The sequence below is a fragment of the Metallibacterium scheffleri genome, from assembly GCF_002077135.1.
Taxonomy (GTDB): Bacteria; Pseudomonadota; Gammaproteobacteria; order Xanthomonadales; family Rhodanobacteraceae; genus Metallibacterium; species Metallibacterium scheffleri.
On record NZ_LDOS01000001.1, the window covers coordinates 909,478 to 932,968 of the forward strand.

At 66.6% G+C, this 23,491-nt stretch carries 21 protein-coding genes; 11 read left to right on the forward strand and 10 right to left on the reverse strand.

Annotated elements, in window-relative coordinates; all coding sequences use genetic code 11:
- The first annotated feature begins 225 nt into the window (after positions 1–225).
- The 3 genes from Mschef_RS04040 to Mschef_RS04050 all read left to right on the forward strand — a co-directional run bounded on the left by Mschef_RS04040 (position 226) and on the right by Mschef_RS04050 (position 5,402).
- The gene (locus Mschef_RS04040; RefSeq protein WP_081126517.1) at positions 226–3,051 is read left to right on the forward strand and encodes a TonB-dependent receptor plug domain-containing protein; all 2,826 of its coding nucleotides are present in this window, start codon (positions 226–228) and stop codon (positions 3,049–3,051) included.
- Between the two features lie 234 nt (positions 3,052–3,285).
- Positions 3,286–3,963, forward strand: a complete 678-nt coding sequence (locus tag Mschef_RS04045; RefSeq protein ID WP_081126834.1) for an LOG family protein — start codon at positions 3,286–3,288, stop codon at positions 3,961–3,963.
- Positions 3,964–4,034: 71 nt separating this feature from the next.
- On the forward strand, positions 4,035–5,402 hold the full coding sequence (locus Mschef_RS04050; RefSeq protein ID WP_081126518.1) for a glutamate--cysteine ligase: 1,368 nt from the start codon (positions 4,035–4,037) through the stop codon (positions 5,400–5,402).
- Between the two features lie 406 nt (positions 5,403–5,808).
- Here the strand turns inward: Mschef_RS04050 and Mschef_RS04055 are convergent, their stop codons facing one another.
- The 7 genes from Mschef_RS04055 to Mschef_RS04085 form a co-directional block, all read right to left on the reverse strand.
- Positions 5,809–7,023 carry a beta-ketoacyl-[acyl-carrier-protein] synthase family protein gene (locus Mschef_RS04055; protein WP_081126519.1) on the reverse strand — a complete coding sequence of 405 codons (1,215 nt, stop codon included), beginning with the start codon at positions 7,021–7,023 and terminating at the stop codon, positions 5,809–5,811.
- A gap of 7 nt (positions 7,024–7,030) precedes the next feature.
- On the reverse strand, positions 7,031–7,303 hold the full coding sequence (locus tag Mschef_RS04060; RefSeq protein ID WP_081126520.1) for an acyl carrier protein: 273 nt from the start codon (positions 7,301–7,303) through the stop codon (positions 7,031–7,033).
- Positions 7,304–7,377: 74 nt separating this feature from the next.
- Entirely contained in the window at positions 7,378–8,247 is an 870-nt protein-coding gene (locus Mschef_RS04065) for an alpha/beta hydrolase (protein WP_081126521.1), read from the reverse strand.
- Positions 8,248–8,352: 105 nt separating this feature from the next.
- Entirely contained in the window at positions 8,353–9,702 is a 1,350-nt protein-coding gene (locus Mschef_RS04070) for a DegT/DnrJ/EryC1/StrS family aminotransferase (RefSeq protein WP_081126522.1), read from the reverse strand.
- A gap of 61 nt (positions 9,703–9,763) precedes the next feature.
- Positions 9,764–10,165 carry a DMT family transporter gene (locus Mschef_RS04075; RefSeq protein ID WP_081126523.1) on the reverse strand — a complete coding sequence of 134 codons (402 nt, stop codon included), beginning with the start codon at positions 10,163–10,165 and terminating at the stop codon, positions 9,764–9,766.
- Positions 10,162–10,515, reverse strand: a complete 354-nt coding sequence (locus Mschef_RS04080) for a DMT family transporter (RefSeq protein ID WP_081126524.1) — start codon at positions 10,513–10,515, stop codon at positions 10,162–10,164. Before Mschef_RS04080 ends, Mschef_RS04075 begins: the two co-directional genes overlap by 4 nt.
- A gap of 103 nt (positions 10,516–10,618) precedes the next feature.
- The gene (locus tag Mschef_RS04085; RefSeq protein ID WP_081126525.1) at positions 10,619–10,936 is read right to left on the reverse strand and encodes a hypothetical protein; all 318 of its coding nucleotides are present in this window, start codon (positions 10,934–10,936) and stop codon (positions 10,619–10,621) included.
- A gap of 101 nt (positions 10,937–11,037) precedes the next feature.
- Here Mschef_RS04085 and Mschef_RS04090 point away from each other — a divergent pair, with 101 nt between their 5' ends.
- Entirely contained in the window at positions 11,038–12,120 is a 1,083-nt protein-coding gene (locus Mschef_RS04090) for a GGDEF domain-containing protein (RefSeq protein ID WP_168708870.1), read from the forward strand.
- 135 nt (positions 12,121–12,255) lie between these two features.
- On the opposite strand, the gene Mschef_RS04095 is transcribed toward Mschef_RS04090, so the two are convergent.
- Entirely contained in the window at positions 12,256–13,764 is a 1,509-nt protein-coding gene (locus Mschef_RS04095) for an amino acid permease (RefSeq protein ID WP_081126527.1), read from the reverse strand.
- Between the two features lie 156 nt (positions 13,765–13,920).
- On the opposite strand from Mschef_RS04095, the gene Mschef_RS04100 reads away from it, so the two are divergent.
- The 3 genes from Mschef_RS04100 (at position 13,921) to Mschef_RS04110 (ending at position 17,525) form a co-directional block, all read left to right on the forward strand.
- Positions 13,921–16,596 (forward strand): ATP-binding protein, encoded by a 2,676-nt coding sequence (locus Mschef_RS04100; protein ID WP_081126528.1) that lies wholly within the window; start codon positions 13,921–13,923, stop codon positions 16,594–16,596.
- Between the two features lie 174 nt (positions 16,597–16,770).
- A complete protein-coding gene (locus Mschef_RS04105; protein WP_081126529.1) occupies positions 16,771–17,121 on the forward strand; it encodes a hypothetical protein in 351 nt (116 codons plus the stop codon).
- 92 nt (positions 17,122–17,213) lie between these two features.
- Positions 17,214–17,525 carry a hypothetical protein gene (locus Mschef_RS04110; RefSeq protein WP_081126530.1) on the forward strand — a complete coding sequence of 104 codons (312 nt, stop codon included), beginning with the start codon at positions 17,214–17,216 and terminating at the stop codon, positions 17,523–17,525.
- A 27-nt stretch (positions 17,526–17,552) separates the two neighbouring features.
- Here Mschef_RS04110 and rho read toward each other — a convergent pair whose 3' ends face one another.
- Complete coding sequence (rho, locus tag Mschef_RS04115; RefSeq protein ID WP_242426440.1) at positions 17,553–19,112, reverse strand: transcription termination factor Rho; 1,560 nt, start codon at positions 19,110–19,112, stop codon at positions 17,553–17,555.
- A 177-nt stretch (positions 19,113–19,289) separates the two neighbouring features.
- On the reverse strand, positions 19,290–19,616 hold the full coding sequence (gene trxA, locus Mschef_RS04120; protein ID WP_081126531.1) for a thioredoxin: 327 nt from the start codon (positions 19,614–19,616) through the stop codon (positions 19,290–19,292).
- Between the two features lie 20 nt (positions 19,617–19,636).
- Between trxA and Mschef_RS17080 the strand changes: the two genes are divergently transcribed.
- The 4 genes from Mschef_RS17080 to Mschef_RS04135 all read left to right on the forward strand — a co-directional run bounded on the left by Mschef_RS17080 (position 19,637) and on the right by Mschef_RS04135 (position 23,484).
- Positions 19,637–19,843: a hypothetical protein gene (locus tag Mschef_RS17080; protein WP_136256328.1), complete on the forward strand. Its 207-nt coding sequence runs from the start codon at positions 19,637–19,639 to the stop codon at positions 19,841–19,843.
- Positions 19,844–19,912: 69 nt separating this feature from the next.
- Complete coding sequence (locus tag Mschef_RS04125; protein ID WP_081126532.1) at positions 19,913–21,598, forward strand: DEAD/DEAH box helicase; 1,686 nt, start codon at positions 19,913–19,915, stop codon at positions 21,596–21,598.
- Positions 21,599–21,823: 225 nt separating this feature from the next.
- Complete coding sequence (locus Mschef_RS04130) at positions 21,824–22,537, forward strand: cell division ATP-binding protein FtsE (protein ID WP_176212397.1); 714 nt, start codon at positions 21,824–21,826, stop codon at positions 22,535–22,537.
- Positions 22,534–23,484, forward strand: coding sequence for a cell division protein FtsX (locus Mschef_RS04135; protein ID WP_081126534.1), 951 nt, complete (start codon positions 22,534–22,536; stop codon positions 23,482–23,484). Before Mschef_RS04130 ends, Mschef_RS04135 begins: the two co-directional genes overlap by 4 nt.
- Positions 23,485–23,491 lie beyond the last annotated feature (7 nt).

Here is a 23,491-nt window from a genome sequence, read left to right on the forward strand (position 1 = left end):
TCCGGGGCAGCCCGCGCTGAATATTGCGACTTAACGTCGGCCCGCATACTGTTTCAATACAGCTGCCGGCTCCCTGGTTCGCCAGCGTGAAACGCGCGTTAGCCTTGTGTGATCGCGGGATTCAGCGCAGGCAGCGCGGCCCATGTTTCCGAATCCCCGCGTGGCAGGCGCGTCACCACAGGTGCGTGCCGCTTTCTATTGTCACTGCACACTACGGGGTACCCCATGAAACCGCAGCTCACACACAACAAGCTTTCGCTTTTCATCGGGCTGGCGCTGGCGCTCTCGTCCGGCGCGGCGCTCGCGCAAACCACCAGCAATACGACCAGCCCGGCCCCACCGAAAAAAGTCGAACGCCTGAAGACCATCATGGTCACCGGCTCGCTGATTCCGCAGATCGACGTGGAGACGCCGGCGCCGGTGCAGATAATCACCGCCCAGCAGATCCGGCGCAGCGGTTTCACCTCGGTGTCGCAAGTCGTGCGCTCGATCAGCGCTGACAACAGCGGCACGATCCCGAACGCGTTCACGCTCGGCTTCGCCGCGGGCGCATCAGGTGTGGCCCTGCGCGGCCTCAAAGCCGACTCGACCCTGGTGCTGATCGACGGCCAGCGCACCGCGCCCTACGCGCTTGATGACGACGGACGGCGCTCGTTCACCGATCTCAACTCGATTCCGCTGAACGCAGTCGAGCGCATCGAGGTGCTGAAGGATAGCGCCTCGTCGATCTATGGTTCGTCCGCGATCGGTGGTGTCGTCAACATCATCATGTACCACACCTATCATGGTGTGGAAGCCAGCGGTGAGATGGGCACTTCGCAGCAGGGAGGCGGCACCATGACCCGCGCCAACTTCATGGCTGGCGCCGGTAGCCTGGAGCGCAATGGCCACAACGAGTACATCGACATCGAGTATCAGAAGATTAATCCGGTTTTTCTGAGCCAGCGCGGCTTCCCGTTCAACACCAACAATTTGTCCTCGCTCGGCGGTAACAATGGCATTGGCGGCCAAGCGCCGGGCTCGGGATCGATTTATGGCGCAGTAGCACCGGCCACACTCGGTGTGCCAGGCGATTTGCTAACCGGCCAACTGATCCCCGGCGGTCTGTACCAACCGCTGCGGCCTTGCGGTCCGGGTTCCACGGCCACCACGACCGCTGGTACAGGCAGCTATTGCACGCAGAACTTCCAAGGCCAATATAACGAGGCGGCACCGAAGATTACCCGTTACGCCGTTGACGGCCGCGTCACCTTCAAGATCAACGACAACACTACTGGCTACATCAATGCCAGTTTGGTTCAGGTTCAAACAGTAGATCAGTCGGCACCAGCGCAAATCCAGAATACATCCCCAGTCACTACCACCAGCATCGCACTGCCGCCGGTGCTGACCAATGGTCAGCTTAATCCCAACGATCCGTTCGCGGCGCAGGGCCAGTACGCGCTGATAAACTACGCCTTCGGCGATCTGCCGGGCTTCGGCAGCTTCAACTACGTCAATCACAATATGCGCTTGGTCGGTGATTTGCATGGCTATTACGGGGCGTGGCGATGGAACACGGCCGCCGTACTCAACCACACTTCGTTGACCGAGAATTTCTATGGCTTCTTGAATATTGCGCAATTGGAAAGCGATGTTCAGACCGGCGCTTACAACTTTGTCAACCCGGCATCCAATTCTCCAGCAACGCTGGCTGCTTTGTCGCCAACGCTGGCAAGTACGGCCACCACGGATTTGGCTGAATTCTCGATTTCGGCGTCGCGGCACCTGTGGCGCATGCCGGGCGGGCGCAGCTCGATAGGCTTGGGTGCAAGTGTGCGCCATGACGCTCAGTATGAGCCGGCCCTCAATCCAGGTAATCAGGCATTGGGCTTGGGCAACACGATCGCGATTGGTTCGCATAATGTTGGGGCGGTGGACGGCGAGTTCCAGATGCCTTTGCTGCATTCTCTGACTGCCAACGTTTCGGCGCGCTTTGATGATTACTCCGACTACGGTAGCAATTTCTCGCCGGCAGCCGGCTTCAAATGGCAACCATTCAAACAAATCGCCTTCCGTGGCACCTTCTCCAAGGGCTTTCGCGCGCCCAGCTTTGCCGAGTCGGTCACGAACAATGCAAACGTCGGATATATTACAGTGCCTCCACTGCCGGCGTCCATGATCGCAGCACACCACGGCGACATATACGTGCAGCCGTATTCCCTCGCTATCGAATCTATTGCCAATCCCAATATCAAACCCACGACGTCCACCAGCTGGACGCTGGGTACGATCTTGCAGCCGCTGCCCAACCTCAGTGCTACGATCGATTACTACCAGATCAAAGAGCGGAACGTCATTGCCGGTCCTAATGCAGGCATCCCAATAAACGCGTACTTCAGTGGCCAGCCTGTACCGCCAGGTTACTCCATTGTTTATGACAACCCGGACCCGTTGTACCCAAACGCGCCGTTGCGACCCATCGCGGTGGCTGGCCAATATTACAACGCGTACGCAGTGCTGACCAAAGGCGTGGATGTTAACCTGCACGCGCATTTCAACTTGCCTTACGGGCTGCGTTGGATCAGTGATTTCAATGCGACGGATATTCTGACTTGGAAGGAAAATCGCGGCCAAGGCTACCTGCAATTCGTGGGCACGCAAGGTCCCTACAACCTGTCCTCGGGTGCGGGCACTCCGAAATGGCGTGCCTCGTGGTCCAACACGCTCACCAATGGACGTTGGTCGGCGACGGCTTCGATCTACTACGTCAGCCATCTGTACATGACCACACCTGATACGAACGGCGGAAACTATGCGTGTGACTCCACAACCCTCACGGGTGCCAACCTGCCCGCAAGTTGCACCGTGCCGTCATTTACCTACATCAACCTCAACGGAAGCTACCACCTGACGCATAACATTGATCTGTTTGGCGGCATCGAAAACGTGATGAATCGCGGCCCAGGCTTCGACCCTCTCGACTACGCCGCGCTCAACTACAATCCGACCTACCAGCAGGAAGGCATTATCGGGCGTTACTTCCAGATGGGCGTGCACATCAGAATCTGATCCAACCGCGGCCAAGCCGCGACCTGATCGAACCAAGGTGGTGTCACTTCAGCGCCGGCGCACAGCCGGCGCTTTTTTCCCAACGAATGGACTTGAGTCGATGCTTGCCGCGTGCCCACGGTACCGCCTGGCACGCTCGATCAGATTACTCAGCGCGTGAGCTTGCCCGCCGATCGGGTTGAACGCATGCGCGGCGCGCGCCAAGCTCAAGGATCGTCCACGCAGGAATCAATCATGCGGGTGTGTGTGTATTGCGCTTCCAGCGACGCGGCCTCGGCAAGTTTTCGCGTGGCGGCGCAGCGTCTGGGTGAATTGCTCGCCGAGGGTGGCTGCACGGTGGTGTATGGCGGCGGTTCGTCCGGCTCGATGGGTGCCCTGGCGACGGGCGCGCTCAGTCGCGGCGGCGAGGTCGTCGGCGTGCTGCCGCGCTTCATGGCCGATCTGGAATGGGGCTGGCCGGGCAAGGCGCACGCCGCGCCGCTGGACGCGCAGGGTCTGCGCATGGAGCAGGGCAGCGCCGGCTGGCGCGCGGGTCCGGGCACGCCGGCAGGCGGCAATGGCACCTTCAACATGCAGTACGTCGAGGACATGCGCGAGCGCAAGCACCGTCTGTTGTCCGAGTCCGATGCCGTGGTCGCGCTGCCCGGCGGCTGCGGCACGCTGGAGGAATTGTTCGAGGCGATCACGCTCAAGCGCCTTGGGCTGTACTTCAAACCCATCGTGCTGCTGGATACCGATGGCCTGTTCGCGCCGCTGACCGCGTATCTCGAGCGGCTCATCGATGCGCGCTTCATGAACCCCGAGCACGCGGCGATGTGGCAGCGTGTGCCGACGCCCGCAGACGTGCTGCCGGCGATCCGCGCCACGCCCGACTGGCGCAGCGACGCGCGCGCCTACGCCGTGCCGCGCTGAAAGCTTGCGAAACGCTTGCAAAGCGACGCTGGCGCCCCATATCTCCATGCCCGACTGTTCGAGGCCGCAGCATGTCCATCCCCAGCATCGCGCCCGACACGCCCATCACCGATCCGCGCATGCTCGTGGACTACATCGCCAGCGGCGAGAAGCCCGGCGACGACTGGCGCATCGGCACCGAGCACGAGAAGTTCGGGTTCTATATCGATGGCCTCAGGCCGCCGCCGTATGCTGGCGAGCGCGGCATCCGCGCGCTGCTCGAAGGCATCGCCGCGCGCCACCGCTGGGACATCGTGCGCGAGGGCGATCTGCCGGTGGCCCTGCTGCGCGACGCTGCGTCGATCACGCTGGAACCTGCGGGACAACTCGAACTCTCCGGCGCGCCGCTGCGCGACATCCACGAGACCTGCTGCGAGGTCAACGAGCACCTGGAGGAAGTGCGCGGCATCGCCGAACCCATGGGCATGGGTTTTCTCGGCATGGGCTTCCAGCCCAAGTGGCGCCGCGACGAAATGCCGTGGATGCCCAAGGGCCGCTACGCGATCATGCGCCGCTACATGCCGCTGAAGGGCAACCTGGGCCTGGACATGATGACCCGCACCTGCACCGTGCAGGTGAACCTGGATTTCGCCTCCGAGGCGGACATGGTGAAGAAGTTCCGCGTGGCACTGGCGCTGCAACCCATCGCCACCGCGCTGTTCGCCGACTCGCCGTTCACCGAGGGCAAGCCCAACGGTTTCCAGTCGTTCCGCTCGCAGGTGTGGACCGACACCGACCCCGATCGCACCGGCATGCTCGACTTCGTGTTCGCCGACGGTTTCGGCTACGAGCGCTATGTCGATTACCTGCTCGATGTGCCGATGTATTTCAGTTACCGCGACGGGCGCTACATCGATCTGGCCGGGCAGAGCTTCCGTGATTTCCTCGCCGGCAAGCTGCCCGATCTGCCCGGCGCGTTGCCGACCTTGCGCGATTTCGCCGATCACCTGACCACGGCCTTCCCCGAGGTGCGGCTGAAGAAATATCTGGAGATGCGCGGCGCCGACGGCGGCCCGTGGAATCGCCTGTGCGCGCTGCCGGCGTTCTGGGTGGGGCTGCTGTACGACGGCACGGCGCTGGATGCGGCCTGGGATCTGGTCAAGGATTTCAGCCTGGCCGAGCGCCACGCACTGCGCGATGGCGTGCCGCGGCAGGCGCTGAAACTGGCGTTCCGCAAGGCCAGCGTGCGCGAACTGGCGTTGCAGGCATTGCAAATCGCGCGGGCCGGCCTGCAGCGGCGCGCGCGCCGCAACGGCAAAGGCGCCGACGAAGCGCACTTCATCGAACCGCTGATCGAATTCGCGCTGGCCAACCAGACCCCGGCCGAGCGCAAGCTGGAACTGTTCCACGGCGCCTGGGGCGGCAGCGTGGACCCGGTGTTCCGCGAGTTTGCCTACTGAGCGCGGCGCGGTTGCGCGCAGGGCAAATCCTGCGCGATCGCGATCCAGTATCGAGAATGATCAGGCCGTCATTCCCGCGCCAATCCTGCTCTCGGCGAAGGCAGGCGCAGGAAGCGCTTCCTGCTCTGGAGTCGGAAATCCGGGCAACACCCAGCTGTCGTCATCCCCGCGCACGCGGGAAGCGTTTCTCAACAGCGAAGCGGGTCATCCAGTGCCTTTGTTGTGCACTGAAAGCTGCTGGATCCCCGTCCCCGACACAAGCATTCGGGGGATGACGTTCCTTCGCGGGGATGGCGAGCCCAAGCGATCTGGCCATCTTGCGCGGGGATGACGCGCAACTTGTGCCGGGATGACGAGCCCCAGCAATCTGGCCGTTCACCGAAGAGTCTTGCCGTTTCGAATGCACTCAGTCCGCGCGCTTCAGGGCCAGCACCGCGTTGAGACCGCCGAAGGCGAACGAATTGCTGAGCGCGGCACCGATACGCTGCGTACGCGCCTGGTTGGGCACGTAGTCGAGATCGCAGGCCGGGTCGGCGTCGAGAAAGTTGACCGTGGGCGGGATCACGCCCGCGCGCAGCGCGCCGATCACGGCGATCAGCTCCAGCGCGCCGGCCGCGCCCAGAGCGTGGCCGTGCATGGACTTGGTTGAGCTCACCATGAGCGTGCGCGCGTGTTCACCGAACACGGCGTGGATGGCCTGCGTCTCGGTGGGGTCGTTGGCCGGGGTGCCGGTGCCGTGCGCGTTGATGTAGCCGATGTCCTGCGCTGCGAGGCCGGCGTCGGCCAGCGCATTGCGCATGGCGCTGGCGGCGCCTTCGACCTTGGGGAACACGATGTCGCCGGCATCGCTGCTCATGCCGGCGCCGGCGAATTCGGCCAGGATCGGCGCGCCGCGTGCGCGCGCATGCGCGTATTCCTCCAGCACGAACACCGCCGCGCCTTCGCCCAGCACCAGTCCGCGGCGCTGCTTGCAGAACGGCCGGCAGGTGTCGTCGGAAAGCACGCGCATGGCTTCCCATGCGCGCAGGGTGCCTTGCGACAGGCAGGCTTCGGTGCCTCCGGCGAGCATGATGTCGGCCTGGCCGGAGCGGATCGCACCCAGCGCCTGGGCCAGCGCATGGTTGCTGGAGGCGCAGGCGCTGGATACCGCGAACGCCGGCCCAGTGAGTCCGAATTCCATGCTGATCTGGCTGGCCGGTGCGTTGTACATCGCGCGCACGATGGTCAGCGGATGCAGACGCGGGTTGCCCTCGGCATACAGGCGCTGCGAGGCTGCGTCATGCGTCAGTTCGCCGCCGGCGCCGGTGCCGATGATGCAGCCCGCGCGCGCGCCCATGCCGCTGGTGCGGAATTCGAGGCCGGCCTGGGCGACGGCCTCGCGCGCGGCCACCAGCGCGAACTGGCTGACGCGATCGAGCAGGACCAGGCGCTTTTCGTCGAAGTGCCGCAGCGGATCGAAATCGCGTACCTCGGCGGCATTGCCGGCGCGCAGACCTTCGCGCGGCACCGATTGCAGCGGCGCGATCGCGGAGCGGCCGGCGGCGAGCGCCTGCCATGTGGCCGCAGCATCCGCGCCGAGAGGCGTGACCGCGCCCTGGCCGGTGATGACGACTCTGCGCATGGTCGCCTCAGCCGTTGCTGGGCGGTGGCGTGGCGGCCTGCGCGGCGAGCAGCTTGTGCACGGTATCGACCAGGCCCTTGACCGATTCGGTATCGAAATTGGGGTCGCGATCCGGCATGGTGATCTTGAAGTGATCCTCGATCTCGAACAGGATCTGCACTGCGTCGAGTGACTGGATTTCGAGATCCTTGAGGGTCGATTCCAGCGTGATCTTGCCGCGCTCGATGTTCGCTTCCTTGGCGATGATGTCGAAGATGGTGTCGGCGACGTTGTCGCTCATGAGACGGATACTCCTGACCAGGTGCGCGGCGGGCTGCCGGCGCTGCCCTGAAGCATACCGGAGCGCATGGCTTTTCAGTCGGCGCCGACCGCGCGCAGGTGTTGCAACGGCATCCCGGCGTGCTGTGTGGACTCGCCGCGCAGCACGCGCTGGAAGAACCCCGCCGAACCCTCGATGACGCGTTCGCGCTCACCGTCCAGGGTGACCATGTGATAACTCTCGGGCAGTTCCAGCAACTCGCTGGGACCGGCGAGATGATCCATCACCACGCGCGCGTTGCGCAGGCTGGCCACGTCATCTTCGGTGGCGTGCACCACCAGCGCCGGGGTGTGGATCTGCGGCAGGCGCGCGCGCACATGCCGCGCCAGACGATACAACTCCGCCAGCGAGGGCCACGGGTTGCCGGGCAGGCCGGCGGCGCTGGAGTCCTCGCCGAACATGGCGCCGACGATGCGGTTGCGCATGCGCTCGTCACGCAGGCCGTAGGGGAAAACCTCGGTGAAGCTGCGCTTGCGGCCGATGCCCAGCGGCACCACCCAGGGCAGCAGGAACGAGAGCTTGGCAATGGCCGGCACCGCCCAGCCGTCATAGCGGAACGTGGTGCCGTACAGTGCCAGGCCATGCACCGAATCGGGTTGCTCCAACGCGTAGTTCAGCGCCAGCAGCGCGCCCATCGACAGGCCGCCGAGGAACAGCTTGTCCACCTGCGCGCCCAGCTTGGCGGCGGCTTCGCGCACGCTGGCGGCCCAGTCGCGCCAGCCGGTGGCGAGCAGATCCTCGACGCTGCCGCAGTGTCCAGCCAATTGCATGGCGTACACCGTGTAGCCGCGGCGGTTGAGGCCCTTGGCCACGAAACGCATCTCCGCCGGGGTGCCGGTGAGACCATGGATCAGCAATACGCCGTGGCGTCCGCCGGGCAGCAAATAGTCGACTTGTTTGGGCATCGCGAAGGTAAGGTGTGGGGAAGATCCAGTAGCTACTGTGCCATTGCGATCCTGACTGGAGCCGGGTCGCAACATTACGAAACCGCAAGATTTGATAGGCTTAGTTTATCCGCCGCCGCCTGACTCTGCGCTTGCCTGGCTTGGACTGGCGCTGGCTGCAGGGGTTCCGTGACCCGCGCTGGCGGCACCATGGCAGTCGCGCTGCGCGCATCCAGTTTGCGCCAGCACGCCTTGCAGCGTCGTGCGCACGATCTCGAATCGCATGTCGTCAAGCCACGCGCTGTTGCCCAGGGTAAGGGTGCGCGCGGCAAATGCACGCGCGTGGGGCAGCGCCGCTGATTCGATGCGGCCGCGCAGTTGCGGGTAATCCGGCAGTGCATGCGCGAACAGGCGCGTCACGCCCAGGCCGCGTCGCCACAGCAGGCGCAGTGCGGCGTCGCGCGTGGCCACATCGGGCAGTTCCAGCAGCAGGTAGGGCCATACGCCGATCGCGCCGGGCATATCGCGCATCACGCGCACACCGGGCAGCGCGGCCAGCGCCGCGGCCCGCGCGGCGGCATGGGCATGACCCACCGCCAGATGGGCGCGATAGCGCGCCAGTTCGCGTCGCCCGACGCTTTGCCGCAGCCGACCCACGCGATGCAGCGGAATATCGTGGCGCGGACGGTCACCCACCGCCGCGATCACGTCGTCGCGATCCAGTGCGCGTCGCAGCGGCGCTCCATAGACCAATCCAAGCGTGCGTGGCCGGTATAGCAGGGCGTAGCCCAGCAGCTCGATCGCGCGGCGCAGATTCCAGCCCGCGCCGCCATGCACCAGACGGCGCTCGCTGAGCTCCAGCGCCGCGCGCACGCGCGCGTCGCGCGCGATCAGCAGCCCGCCTTCGTAGAGCGTCAGCCCCTTGCCCACCGAGTAGCTGAAGAAGCCGACATCGCCGCGCAACCCGACGCTGGCGAGTGCCCCGGTTGACGTGGGCGCACGTGCGCCAAACGCCTGGGCGGCGTCCTCGATCACGAACGCGCCCACGCGCGCGGCGATGGTCTGCGCGGCGCCGACATCCACCACGCGCCCGCCCATATGCGTGGGCAGCACGGCCAGCGTGTCCGCGTCGCACAAGCCGGCCAGTGCCTGCGTGTCGAGATCGAAATGCCCGGGCGCGGTATCGCACAGTCGCGGCCGCAGTCCGGCGCGCAGCACGGCCTCAGCCACCAATGGGCAGGTGTAGGCAGGAATCACCACGCTGTGGCGTTCGGGCGCCAGCGTCTTCAATGCGTCCAGAGCGATCCACAGCGCGGCGGTGCCCGAGCAGGTCAGCAGCGCCCAGTCGGTGTCGAGCCATGCCGCGGCCTGCGCGGCAAAACCGCCACGCCACGGCGGCAGGAAATCGCGCAGCCGCGCCGGCAGGCCGGCGGTAGGCGGCAGCTCGTCATGCGTGCGCGGGTCGATCGGGCTCATCGTTGTCTGCATTCTTTCATCCGGTGCCGCGCGCCACCCATCCGGCCCTCGCGCGCAGCGCTTACGCATCTCCCGGCGCACGCCCGTCGTGCTGTTCGGCGCTGGCCAGCACCAGGATGCCCAGCACGATCAACACGGCACCGCCCAGTTCCGGCAGGCTCAGGCGCTCGTGCAGCAACCACGCCGAGAGAATCAATACACTGACCACATTCAGATGCGACGCGGCGAACGCCGGCCCCACCGGCGCGTGCTTGAGCAGGCTCATGTAGGTGACGAAGGCGCCGAGATAACCGGCGATGGCGCCGTACACCCACGGCGAGCCGGCCACGCGCAGCAGCCAGGCGGGATCCGCGGCGAAGGGCTCGGCATGCAGGGCAGCCAGTTTGAAGCACAGTTGCGAGAGCGTGTCGAAGCCCATCAGTACCAGAAACCCGATCAGATAGAAACGCCAGCGCGGTTTCATCCGACACCTACCAGGATCACGCCGGCGGCGATCAGACCCACGCCCAGCAGTCGTCGCGGAGTCAGCTTTTCACCAAACAGCCAGCGTCCGCCGAGCATGATGGTGACCATGTTGAGCGTGGCCAGCAGCACGCCCTCAGCCAGCGGCACCAGCGACAGAAACGCCAGCCACGCCACGAACTCGGCGATGAACGAGAGCAGGCCCAGCCACAGCCACGGCTCGCCTGCCATCGCGCGCCAGTGCGCCATGCCATCGCCGCCGCCCCGATTGGCGGCAGCCTTGAAGGCGAGCTGGCCGCCGGTGTCGAACACCATCACGGTCAGCCAGGCGATGAATGTGACGAGCGTCATGCGGCGTGGCCGATGCATCCGGGGCGCGCGAGTATGGCGCGCGCACCGCGGCGGGTCGAGACACACGCTCCCGTCACGCTGCGCGCGATGCCATGCCCCGGTGTCAACGCAGCGGGCTGAGGATCCGGTCGAGGGTGTCCGTTGTGCCCTTGATGCGCTCGAGGTGCGGGTCATGCAGGCCGCCGGCCGTATGGCGCGACGGCATCAAGCGCCTCGATTCTGTCCGCGGATTCATGGGCCAACGTAGTGACGCGGCCATTGTCCGCGCTTCGGCATGCGGCGTGATCGGTCCTTGCGCGTGGACCGCCAGCGGCAGGCACGTGATCAGCAGCGGCCCCAACCGTGCCTTGTGCAGGCAACGATGTGTCACGGAGAAGATTGCCGGATACGACAATTGACCGATCGATGCGATGCGCGTCACATTCGCGCGGGCGCCGTGTCAATGATTGCAACAGGCTGCGGCCGTGGCTCACGACTTGCTGGACCACCCCCGACTCGAATCCAATCCAAGCGAACCTCCACGTGCGCACCAGCCCTCCACCTGCCAGCAACGATCCGCCGGCGCCGATGCTCGCAGCGAGCGCATTCGAGCAGGCGCTCGAACGCCGCCTTGGTCCGGTGGTGCGTGCCTTGCTGTGGACCGCCCTGGGTGGTTATCTGAGTTTTGTGCTGGGCGGACAGATCACCGGGCACTCCGGGGTGCCGTTCTGGCTGCGTCTGGCGCCTGGCCTGCCACTGGTATTGTTGGTCGTGCTCGGGCAGGTGCACCGCGCGCCGCGTCATTACGGCGCCCTGGGCTTGGCCGCGTTGTCCTGGCTCGAACTCGGCATCTTCCTCAACGGTTACGCGCGCCCCGAGGGACTGGCGTGGATCCTGCCGGCCTATGTCGTGGTACCGATCGCGGCGAGTCCGATCTGGCTCAAGCGCCGCTACTTCGTTGCCGCCGCGGTGATTTGCGCCCTGCTCGGGCCGTTGCCGCTGCTGGTGCTGGAACCAGCAGGACGCTGGGAGCTGTTCCAGTATCTGAACTACATGGTGATCGCGCTGGTCGTGGCTGCGGTGCTCAATGGTTACCAGGTGCGCCTGATCCGCCAGCATCTGGAACTCGAGCGGCAATTGCGCCTGCGCGCTGATGTCGACCAGCTGACCGGCGTGGCTACGCGCGCGCGCTTTCTGGAAGATGCGCGACATCTGCTGGTCGCGGCCATCGATCGTGGCGCGCCGCTGGCGGTGCTGTACGTGGACGCCGACCACTTCAAGCAGCTCAACGACGCGCATGGCCACGCCGCCGGCGATGCCGCGCTGGCGAGCATGGGCCGCATCCTGCGCGAGAACCTGCGCGGCGACGATCTGATCGGGCGCATCGGTGGCGAAGAGTTCGCGGTACTGCTGCCCGGACTGGAGCTGGCCGCCGCACGCCTCGCCGGCGAGCGTCTGCGCCATGCGGTGGCGGCAGAGCGCAGCCAGGGGCGCGCGCTCAGCATCAGCGTGGGTGCCGCCGCGCGCCAGGACGAAACCGGCCTCGAACCCCTGTTGGCACGCGCCGATCAGGCGCTGTCGGCGGCCAAGCGCAACGGGCGCAACCGCGTCGAGGTGGTGAGCTGAGCACCATCCAGTGCCGGGGTTCGCGCAGGACGCCAAGACGCGAGGATTGATTGCATGGCCGCCCGAAGTCCCGTTTGCGCCGCACGTCTGCGCCGTTCCGGGTTTCCCCGGCGATCTTCGCGTCCCTGGCGACGGCTAGCGTGCGTCCGCCAGCGCGCTGTGGCGTATGCCGTAGCCGAAATAAATCCAGAATCCGATCAGCATCCAGATGATGAAGCGCCAGTAGGTCACCGCCTGCAGCCCCCAGATCAGCGCAATGGAAAACGCGATGCCGATCAGCGGCACCCAGGGCACCCACGGCGTGCGGAAACGACGCGGCAGATCGGGTTGGCGCACGCGCAGCACGATGATCGCGGTGCAGATGATGATGAATGCGCTGAGCGTGCCGATGTTGACCATTTCGGCCAGCTCGCCGATCGGCAGGAAACCCGCCAGTAGCGCCGTTCCCGCACCCAGGATCAGTGTTGGCCGGTACGGTGTATGCCAGCGCGGATGCGGCTTGGCGAACCATCCGGGCAGCAGGCCGTCGCGCGCCAGCGCGAACCAGATGCGCGCCGCGGCCAGCATGAAGGCGAACAGCACGCTGGTGATGCCGGCGACGGCGGCGATCGAAATCGCCACCATCACCCAGTGCGCGCCCACCGCGGCGAACGCGCTGGCCACCGGCGCGTCGCTGTTGAGCTCGGGGTAAGGCACCATGCCCGTGAGCACCAGCGAAATCGCCAGATACAAAGCCATCGAGATGCCCAGGCTGAGCAGCACCGCGCGCGGCAGATCGCGTTGCGGATCGCGTGATTCCTCGGCTGCGGTGGTCAGCGTGTCGTAGCCGAACACCGCGAAAAACACCACGCTGGCCGCGGCCAGCACGCCCTGCCAGCCGAAGTGGCCGACGCCATCGACCACCACGCGCGGCGGCACGAACGGATGCCAGTTGGCCGGGTTCACGTAATAGATGCCGGCCACGATCACCAGCGCCACGCCGATGACCTTGATCGCCACCACCGCCGTGTTGAACCGCGCGCCCCACTCCGTGCCGATGGTCAGCAATCCGGCGATGCCCAGCGACACCAGTGCCGCGATCAGGTTGAACACATGGCCGCCGTGCGGCGCCGGCGCCGGATGGTCGATGGTGAAACCCACCCACATCGCCGCGCGGTCCCAGTAATACGCCAGGGTGTCGTTGCTCACCGCGCCCTGCGCCCAGTCCGGCAGATGCACGCCGGCCGCGCCCAGCAGCGCCTGCACGTAGCCCGACCAGCCGATCGCCACCACCGCCACGATCAACGCGTACTCCAGCAGCAGATCCCAGCCGATGATCCAGGCCACGAACTCGCCGAGCACCGCGTAGCCGTAGGTGTAGGCGCTGCCGGTCACCGGAATCAGCCCGGCGAACTCGGCGTAGCACAGCGCCGCCGCCGCGCTGGCCACGCCGGCGATCAGGAACGAGATGAAGATCGCCGGCCCGGCGTTGACCGCCGCCTGCTGTCCGGCCAGTACGAAGATGCCCACGCCGATGATGCCGCCGATGCCGATCGCGGTGAGCTGCCAGATGCCCAGCACGCGGCGCAGATCGCCGCGCGAGCCGGCTTCCTGCTGCAACTGCGTGATGCTCTTGTGGCGGGTGAGGGCCTGGATCCAGCGCATGGTGACTCCGGATGCTGTTGCGTGCCTGATACACGCGCAAGGCGGCGATGCTAGCAGGCGCGGCGCCCGGCGCAGCCTCGCGGCAGCGCCGATGCGGCGCTATGCTGCCGCATCGTGCAGTATGTATTCATTCCGTAATACGCGAATGGGGACATCATGCTGCTGGAGCGCGAAGGCCCGTTGATGGAATTGACGCGTCTCGCCCGGCGCGCCGCGGAGGGGCAGGGCGGCACCGTGATGGTGATGGGCGAGGCGGGCATCGGCAAAACCGAGCTGTTGCGCGCATTCGCGCAGCAGCATCGCGCGCGGCGCGTGCTGTGGGGCTACTGCGAGCCGTTGTCCGCGCCGCGTCCGCTGGGGCCGCTGCAGGACATGGCGACGCTGCTGGACGGTGAGCTGGCGGCGCTGATCGACGCGGGTGCGCCGCCGCCGCGCGTCTTCGCCAGGCTGCTCGAGAGTCTGCAGCATGCGCCGGCGCCGAGCGTGCTGATTTTCGAGGACGTGCACTGGGCTGATGCGGCCACGCTCGATCTGATCCGCTACCTGGGGCGCCGCCTGCCGGCGCTGCCGGCGCTGCTGATCCTGAGCCTGCGCAGCGACGAGGTGGCACCCGATCACCCCTTGGCGCGTCTGCCCGGTGATCTCCCCGCGGCCGCGCTGTCGCGCATCGATCTGGCGCCGCTTTCCGCTGCCGCGGTCGCCATGTTGGCGCAGCAGGTTGGTGGCGATGGCGACGCGTTGCATCGCGTCACCGCCGGCAATCCGTTTTTCGTGACCGAAGTGCTGGCGGCGTCAGACATTGCCGGAGCCGCGTTGCCGGTCACCGTGCGCGATGCGGTGTGGGCGCGGCTGGCGCGACTGGATGCGCAGGAGCGCTGGATGCTCGATCTGATCAGCGTGGTTCCAGGCGCCGTGGAGCGTGCGCTGTGGACCGCGCTGCGCGCCGAGGATGTGGCCGCGGCCGAGCGCTGCATCGCGCGCGGCATCCTGGTGCGCGATGCAGCGGGCGCGCTGGCGTTTCGGCACGAGCTGGCACGCCAGGCGGTGCTGGCGCAACTGGCGCCCGAGGAGCAGCGCCACCTGCATGCGCATGTGCTGGCCCTGCTCGAGCGGCACGCGCCGATGGTTCATGCGTCCCTGGCGCAGTTGGCGCATCACGCCGGCGCGGCCGCGGATGTCCAACGTGTATTGGCGCTGGCGCCGCGCGCCGCCGCCGAGGCGGCGGCACTGGGCGCGCATCGACAGGCGGCGCAGCAACTGCAGATGGCCCTGCGTTTCGTGGCGCAGGCACCTGCGGCATTGGCCGCCCAGCTTTATCAGGACTGGGCCTATGAAGCTGGGCTGTCGGCGTGCATCGACGACGCGGTGATCGCGGCGCGGCACCAGGCTATCGCGTTGTGGCGTGGGCTCGGGCGTGCCGACAAGGTGGGGCACAACCTGCGCTGGCTGTCGCGCCTGCACTGGTATCGCGGTGAGGGGCGGCAGGCCGAGGCGTACGCCGACGCGGCGGTGCGCGAGCTGGAAGCGTTGCCCGCCAGCGCCGAACTGGCGATGGCCTACAGCGTGCGTTCGCAATTGCACATGTTGCACAATCGCTTCGCATTGGCCATTGAATGGGGAGCGCGCGCACTCGCCCTGGCTGAGCAGGTCGGCGACATCGAAACGCGCGTGCATGCACTCAACAATATTGGCATTGCCCAATTGTCGGATACCAACAGCGACCCTGGGGGGCAGGCAAAGCTCGAACACAGTTTGCAGTTGGCGTTGATGCACGGGTATCACGAGCACGCCGCGCGTGCGTATACCAATCTCGGCGAGCATGCGGTGGAGTGCAAGGATTTTGCCCAGGCCGAGCGCGTGCTTGCGGAGGGCATCGCGTTCGATCGCCGTCATGACCTGGAAGTCTGGATCCACTATCTGATCGGATGCCAGGCACGACTGCGCCTGGAAGAGGGGCGGCTGCACGAAGCCGAGACCATGGCGCGATGCATTCTCGCGAAGACGACGCTGAGTGTGGTCGAGCGCCTGCCGGCCATGTATGTACTGGGCAGGGCGCAGGTAAGGCTCGGTGAGGGCAGCGGAACGGATGTGCTGCACGAGGCGCTGCACCAAGCGCTGCCCATGGCCGAGCCGCAGCGCACGGTGCCGCCGCGCCTGGCCTTGATCGAAGCCGCATGGCTGGCGCAGGACACAGAAGCATGCGCCGCGCAACTTTCGGCCCTGGAAGCGACCATTGATGCGCGACTCGACCCTTGGGAATACGGCGAGATGGCCGTGTGGCGCCGGCGGTTGCAGATGCCACTGGCCATGCTGGCAGACCGCCCCCACGCCGAGCCGTGGGCCGCCGAGTTGCGTGGTGACATGGCGGCGGCGGCCGCGGCTTGGCTGCAACTGGGCATGCCATGCGAGGCCGCAATCGCACTCATGCAGGTGCGCGGCGCGGGCGCGGGCGAAGCCCTGCTGCGCGCCATGCATCTGCTGCAGCCCACCGGCGCGCAGGCGCTGATCGATTGCCTGCGCCGGCTGGCGCGTGAACGCGGTGTCGAATCCGCGCTGCCACGCCCGCGGCGCGGACCGTACAGCGTCGCGCGCGCGCATCCGCTGGGGCTGACGCGACGCGAGGCGCAGGTGCTCCAGCTGCTCTGCGCGGGTCATGGCAATCAGGCGATCGCGCGGCAGCTCTCGCGCTCGCCGCGCACCATCGAGCACCACATCGCCAGCGTCTACGCCAAGTACGGCGTCGACAACCGCGCCGAGTTGCTGCTGCGACTGCACGGTGAGCCTTGGCTGCTGCAGGCGGCCGGCGCGAGCGCCTCGGCGTCTGAAAAATAGGTGCCGCGCGCGCCAAAAATGAGTGTCCATCCCCAAGAACGTCAGGCCGCACCCGCCTAAGGTCGTACCTGCGCCGAGCGAGGTCATGTCATCCGGAGATGACCGCAGCGGCGTTCGGAACCGCGGAGTTCCACGGCCAGCGCCCCGCAGGCGCCCACGACAGGAGACACCATCATGCAAGTTCAAGCGAAAGTACTGGCGGGCGCACTGGCCCTGCTGCTGAGCGGTGGCGCGTTTGCGCAAGCCGGCGGGCAGGATGATCTGCATGCCATCGCCAAAGCGTCGGGATTGCACGTGCGCCAGGTGCAGATGCTGCTGGGCCATGCGTCAGCCTTCCCCGAATTCATGACCTATTCGCTGTCCGAACGCAAATTGCGCAAGGCGGTGCAGGAAGGCCGCGTGCGACTGCCGGACTGGATCAGTCCCGAGTTGGCGGCGCGTTTGGGCACTGCGCATCAACAGACGGTGGCGATGGCGGCAGTGCGCGATCCGTCGCCACCGGTCGTGGCGATGTCGGGTAACTGATGCGCAGGACTGGCTGGTGGTTGCGGCTGGGCACGCGGCGCACCGGCCGCGCTCCAGCCGCGCTGTGCATGTCCTGCTTGTGGAGAAGCGCCATGAAAAACACACTGCTGCCGTCACTGTTGCTCAGTGCGATCGCGCTGAGTGCGGCGCCATTGCAGGCGCAAGCCGCAGTGGCCAGGGAGGCCGCGCCGTTCCGTTGGTCGTGTCAACCCAGCGGGCCGCCGACCGTGGCCGCGATCCGCGAGCACTTCGGCATCGCCAATGCCGGCCAGGCCTACCAGTGGCGCGGCATCGCGCATCATTATCTGCAGCGCGAGTGCCGACGCGCCGAGCGTTTGGCGCGGGAACAGGGAGAAGCTCGCCGAGTGGAGCCACTGGTCGCAACCGAGTTGCACGCGGGATGAGACGTGCGCAGCCGCGGATGCGCGGCCTCAGCCGCGCTTCATCGCGCCGAAGAACTCGTCGTTGGTCTTGGTGTTCTTCATCTTCTCGAGCATGAACTCCATCGCCGCGAGTTCGTCCATCGGGTGCAGCAGCTTGCGCAGGATCCACACCTTCTGCAGCAGGTCGGCATCGATCAGCAGTTCCTCGCGGCGCGTGCCGGAGCGGTTGATGTTGATCGCCGGGTAGACGCGCTTCTCGCCGATGCGGCGGTCGAGGTGGATCTCGGCGTTGCCGGTACCCTTGAACTCCTCGTAGATCACCTCGTCCATCTTGCTGCCGGTGTCGATCAGCGCGGTGGCGAGGATGGTCAGCGAGCCGCCCTCCTCGACGTTGCGCGCGGCACCGAAGAAGCGCTTGGGCCGTTGCAGCGCGTTGGCATCGACGCCGCCGGTGAGCACCTTGCCGGAGCTGGGCACCACGGTGTTGTAGGCGCGCGCGAGGCGGGTGATGGAGTCGAGCAGGATGACCACGTCCTTCTTGTGTTCGACCAGGCGCTTGGCGCGCTCAATCACCATCTCGGCGACCTGTACGTGGCGCACGGCCGGCTCGTCGAAGGTCGAGCTGATCACCTCGGCGCGCACGCTGCGTTGCATCTCGGTGACTTCCTCGGGACGCTCGTCGATCAGCAGGATGATCAGGTGCGCCTCGGGGTGGTTGTGCACGATGGCCTGGGCCACGTTCTGCAGCATCATGGTCTTGCCGGCCTTGGGCGGCGACACGATCAGGCCGCGCTGGCCCTTGCCGACGGGTGCGATCAGGTCAAGGATACGGCCGGTGATGTCCTCGCTGGAGCCGTTGCCGCGTTCGAGCTTGAACGCCTTGCGCGGGAACAGCGGGGTGAGGTTCTCGAACAGGAACTTGTTCTTCGACGCCTCGGTCGGCTCGCCGTTGATGTCGTCGACCTTGGACAGCGCGAAGTAGCGCTCGCCTTCGCGCGGGTGGCGCACCAAGCCGGTGATGTAGTCGCCGGTGCGCAGGTTGTAGCGGCGGATCTGGCTGGGGCTCACGTACACATCGTCGGGGCCGGCCAGGTAGGACTCGTCGGCCGAGCGCAGGAAGCCGTAGCCGTCCTGCATGATCTCCAGCACGCCTTCGCTCCAGATGCTGCCGCCGCTGCGCGCATGCGCCTTGAGGATGTTGAAGATGACATCCTGCTTGCGCGCGCGGGCCACGCCCTCGTGCACGCCAAGGGTTTCGGCGAAGTCCAGCAGCGCGGCGGCGGGTTTGCGTTTCAGCTCGGTGAGGTTGATCAGCCGCGACGGATCGCGCGGCGTGTTGTCTTCGGCGTCCTCGTCGAAATCATCGCGCGGCAAACCGGGTCCGGGTGCACGGCCGCCCGAGTTGCGGGTGCGCTCACGATCGTTGCGATTGCGCCGATGGCGGCGATCACGATTGTTGTCGCGCGCCTCGCGCGGCGCTGCACCGGATGCGCCGGACGCATTGTCGGGCGCACTGGCATCGGGGCCGGGTGAGGAAGGATTGGCTGCGACCGGAGTCGCGGACGGGCGCGTGGCCTCGTCGGGGGTCTTGGCGTCAGTATCGGACACGAACGGGCCTCGCGGGCCGGGGAGAAAGAGAAAAAGGAGAATGTGCGCCCAAGGCGCAAGGCGCAGCGGTTCGCCGCGCAAGGCGAAGCCAATCTAGCACCCATGCCGCGCTGCGTCCATCCAGGCATTGGCAATACCGTACACGCACCGCCGCCGCCGCGTTGTTGCCAATGCGCGTTACAGCGCCTGCTCGACGAACTTGGCGATGGCCGACTTGGGCACCGCACCCATCTGCGTGCCGGCGACCTTGCCGTCCTTGAACAGCATCAGCGTCGGGATACTGCGAATGTTGTAGGCGATGGCGGTTTTCTGGTTGTTGTCCACGTCGACCTTGGCCACCTTGATGCGGCCTTGATACTCGGCGGCGATGTCTTCGAGCGTCGGGGCAATCGCGCGGCAGGGGCCGCACCACGTCGCCCAGAAGTCGACCAGCACGGGCGTGGCGGCGTGCAAGACCTGGGCGTCGAAATCGCTATCGGTCACGTGGGTGATGTTGTCGCTCACCTGGAATCTCCGGAGGGGTGATGAAACAAAAGCGCGCGCGCGCGGTGATGAATTGCGTGTCGAGATGTTGCAACCGCTATGGCGGTGCCAGCGCGGAATTCAACCCGCACGGCGTGCATGCGAACAGCATGCGTGTCTGGATTATCATGCCTGAGCGGCTTTCATGCCGCCGTTGGGCTACACTGCGCCGCGCCGCGCGTCCTGCGTGGCCAGCAGCAGGCGGCTGAAGGCCGCCATTCCAGCGCAATCCGGGGCGCGATTCAAGGCGGTCCCCGCGCGCATTCATTGTTCAGATCATGGCCGATCAAGTCCTAACTGATACATTCTTCGAGCAGTTCGATCTGCATCCCACGTTGGCGCAGGGTCTGGCCGATTGCGGCTTCACCCGCTGCACGCCGATCCAGGCGCTGACTCTGCCAGTGGCGTTGACCGGACGTGATGTCGCTGGTCAGGCGCAAACCGGTACTGGCAAGACCGCGGCATTCCTGGTCGCGGTGTTCAACCGCCTGCTGACGCGCCCGGCGCTGGCCGAGCGCCGGCCCGAAGACCCGCGCGCGCTGATCCTGGCGCCGACGCGCGAGTTGGCCATCCAGATCGAAAAAGACGCCCGCGCCATTGGCCGCCATACCGGCCTGCGTCTGGCATTGATCTACGGCGGCACCGATTACGACCGCCAGCGCGAGCTGCTGAAATCGGGTTGTGACGTGATCATCGCCACGCCCGGACGTCTGATTGATTACTTCAAGCAGCAGGTATTCACCCTGCGCGCCGTCGATGCGATGGTGGTCGACGAAGCCGATCGCATGTTCGATCTGGGCTTCATCAAGGATATCTATTTCCTGTTCCGCCGCCTGCCGCCGCGCGAGCAGCGCCAGAGCATGCTGTTCTCGGCCACGCTCAGCCAGCGCGTGCTGGAACTGGCCTACGAGCACATGAACGAGCCGGAAAAACTCGCGGTGGAGAGCGAACATATCACCGCTGATCGCGTGCGCCAGCGCGTGTACTTTCCGGCCAAGGAAGAAAAAATCCCGCTGCTGCTGAACCTGCTGCAGCAGGCCGATACATCGCGCAGCATCGTGTTCGTCAACACCAAGATCGCCGCCGAGCGCGTGACCGAGCGTCTGCAGCGCCAGGGCATCCTCGCCGGCACGCTGTCCGGCGACGTGCCGCAGAAGAAGCGCGAAAAGCTGCTGGCGCGTTTCCAGCAAGGCCAGTTGGAGGCGCTGGTTGCCACCGATGTGGCCGCGCGCGGTTTGCACATCGAGGGCGTCAGCCACGTCTTCAATTACGACCTGCCGCAGGACGCCGAGGATTATGTGCACCGCATCGGCCGCACCGCGCGTCTGGGTGCCGCGGGCGATGCAGTCAGCTTCGCCTGCGATTTGTACGCGGTGTCGCTGCCCGATATCGAGACCTACATCGGCCAGAAGATTCCTGTCGCCACGGTGTCGCCGGAATTGCTGATCGCGCCCAAGCCGCGCCGCAGCGCCGCGCAGATGGCCGCGCATGCCGGCGACGATGCCGAGGGCGAGGCTGACGCAGCCGGGGTCGGCGTCGCAACCAAGAACAGTACACCACGCACGCGCCAACGCGGGCCGCGCAGCAGCACGCCGCGCCGCGCCGAACGCAGCGTCGAGCAGCGCGCCGCGCCGCGTGTCGCCAAGCCGGAAAGTTCCATCGCGCCCACGCCCCTTGTCGTAGCCCCGGCGCCCGTGGCTGCGGCCGCAGCGGGCGCAGTCGCGGGTGACGCGATGCCGCGCAAGCGCCGCCGCCGTGGTGGTCGCGGTCGCCGCCACGAGGTCGAGGCCAGCAAGGCTGCGGTTGCTGCCGCCGCACCCAGTGCCGCCAGTACGCATGTGCCCGCGATGCGTCGCCACGAGCCGCGCACCGCTGCGCATTCCGGTGAGCCAGGCGCGGCGCACGTGCATGCGCCCAAGCCGGGATTCCTGCGCCGCATCGCACGGCTGTTCCGCAAGCGCTGAGCTTACCTCGAGCATTCCTCGAGGTCTGCGCACGGTCAGCTCTAGCAGCCTTTCTGGCTTTAGCTGGTCGCGGCGAGGATTTGGATGTGCGCGGGATTTTCGACGCTGCGCTGGCGCATGGTGGTTCCATGGGCCAAGAAGCGGCGGAGAGGGACCGCGCCGACGGATTCGCAGCGCGGCCGGGCAAAGTTCGACAAGCTGCCAGGCGCCGCCGCGCAATGCCGTATGCTTTGCGGCCTCGTGCGAGACGTTGAGCCCGTGATCCGATTCGAACAGGTCAGCAAGCGCTACCCGGGGAACGCCAATGCGCTCGAAGCGCTGAGCTTTGCCCTGGCGCCAGCCGAGATGGCCTTTGTCACCGGCCATTCGGGCGCGGGCAAAAGCACCCTGCTCAAGCTGATCGGCCTGCTGGAACGCCCCAGCCACGGCGCGGTCACCGTGGCCGGACGCAATCTGGCGCAAATGCGCCAGCGTGGCATCGCCCAGCACCGGCGCATGATCGGCATGGTGTTTCAGGATCACCACCTGCTGCTCGATCGCAGCGTGCAAGCCAATGTCGAGTTGCCGCTAGTGGTAGCCGGCATACCCGCCGAGGAGCGCGCAAAGCGCGCGCGCGCGGCACTGGAGAAGGTGGGACTGGGCGGCATGGAACAGCGCCTGCCGGTGCGCTTGTCCACCGGCGAGCAGCAGCGCGTCGGCATCGCGCGCGCCATCGTCGCGCGTCCGGCGGTGTTGCTGGCGGACGAGCCCACCGGCAATCTTGATCCGCAACTGGCGGTGGAGATCATGGGCCTGTTCGCCGAGTTTCAGGCGATCGGCACCACGGTGCTGGTGGCCACGCATGATCTGGTCCTGATCAAGCGCATCCGCAAGCGCGTGCTGGTGCTCGATCACGGGCGCCTGGTCGATGATGTGCCCGCCACCGAGGTGGCCGCATGAATTCACGCGAGCAGGCGGCGACGCGACGCGGCGCGCCGGCGCGCTGGTGGCGCGCGCACCGCTGGGCACTGGGGCAAAGCCTGCTGCGCCTGCGCGAGCGTCCGTTGGGCACCGCGCTGACCGTGGCGGTGATGGGGCTGGCGCTGGCCCTGCCGCTGAGTTTTTATCTGGTGCAGATCAATCTCGATCGCCTGGGTCAGGCACTCGGCACGCAGCAGGCACTCAACGTGTTCCTCAAGCAGGATCAAACCCAGGCGCAGGCCGAGGCTTTGGCGCGTACGCTGCGCGCCGATCCCGCGGTGGCCGCGGTCACACTGAAATCCCCAGCCGCGGGTCTGTCCGAGCTGGCTGCGCTGCAGGGCTTTGGTCCGGCGCTGGCGGCGTTGCCGGACAATCCCTTGCCGTGGGTGCTAGTGCTGCGTCCGCGTGCTACCGCTGCGCCCGCCGCGGTGCGCGCGCTGGCGACACGCTTGCGTGGCAACAGCGCGGTGGCGCTGGTGCAGGATCAGGGCCCACTGCGTGCGCGCATGGACGCGCTGACCGGGTTCGGCCGGCGCGTGATGCAGGTGCTGGGTGCGCTACTGGCGCTGGCCGCGGTGCTGGTCGTCGGCGCCAGCGTGCGCAGCGACATCCAGAGCCGTGTCGATGAAATCCACGTGTTGCAACTGGTCGGCGCCAGCGCGGCGTTCGTACGCCGCCCCTATCTGTATGCAGGGTTCTGGCTGGGGCTGCTCAGCGGTGCCGTGGCAGTGATCGTGGTGCTGCTGCTGGAGCTGGCGCTGGCAGCGCCGGCGGCGCAGCTCGATGCCTCTTGGGGTGGGCGGCTGGGCTTCGCGGCGCTGCGTGCGACCCCGCTGGTTGTGCTGCTGGCCTGCGCGGCTATGCTGGGCTGGCTCGGCGCGCGGGTGGCTAGTGCGCGTCATCTCGCCGCCGGCGCGCCCAATTGATCGAGAA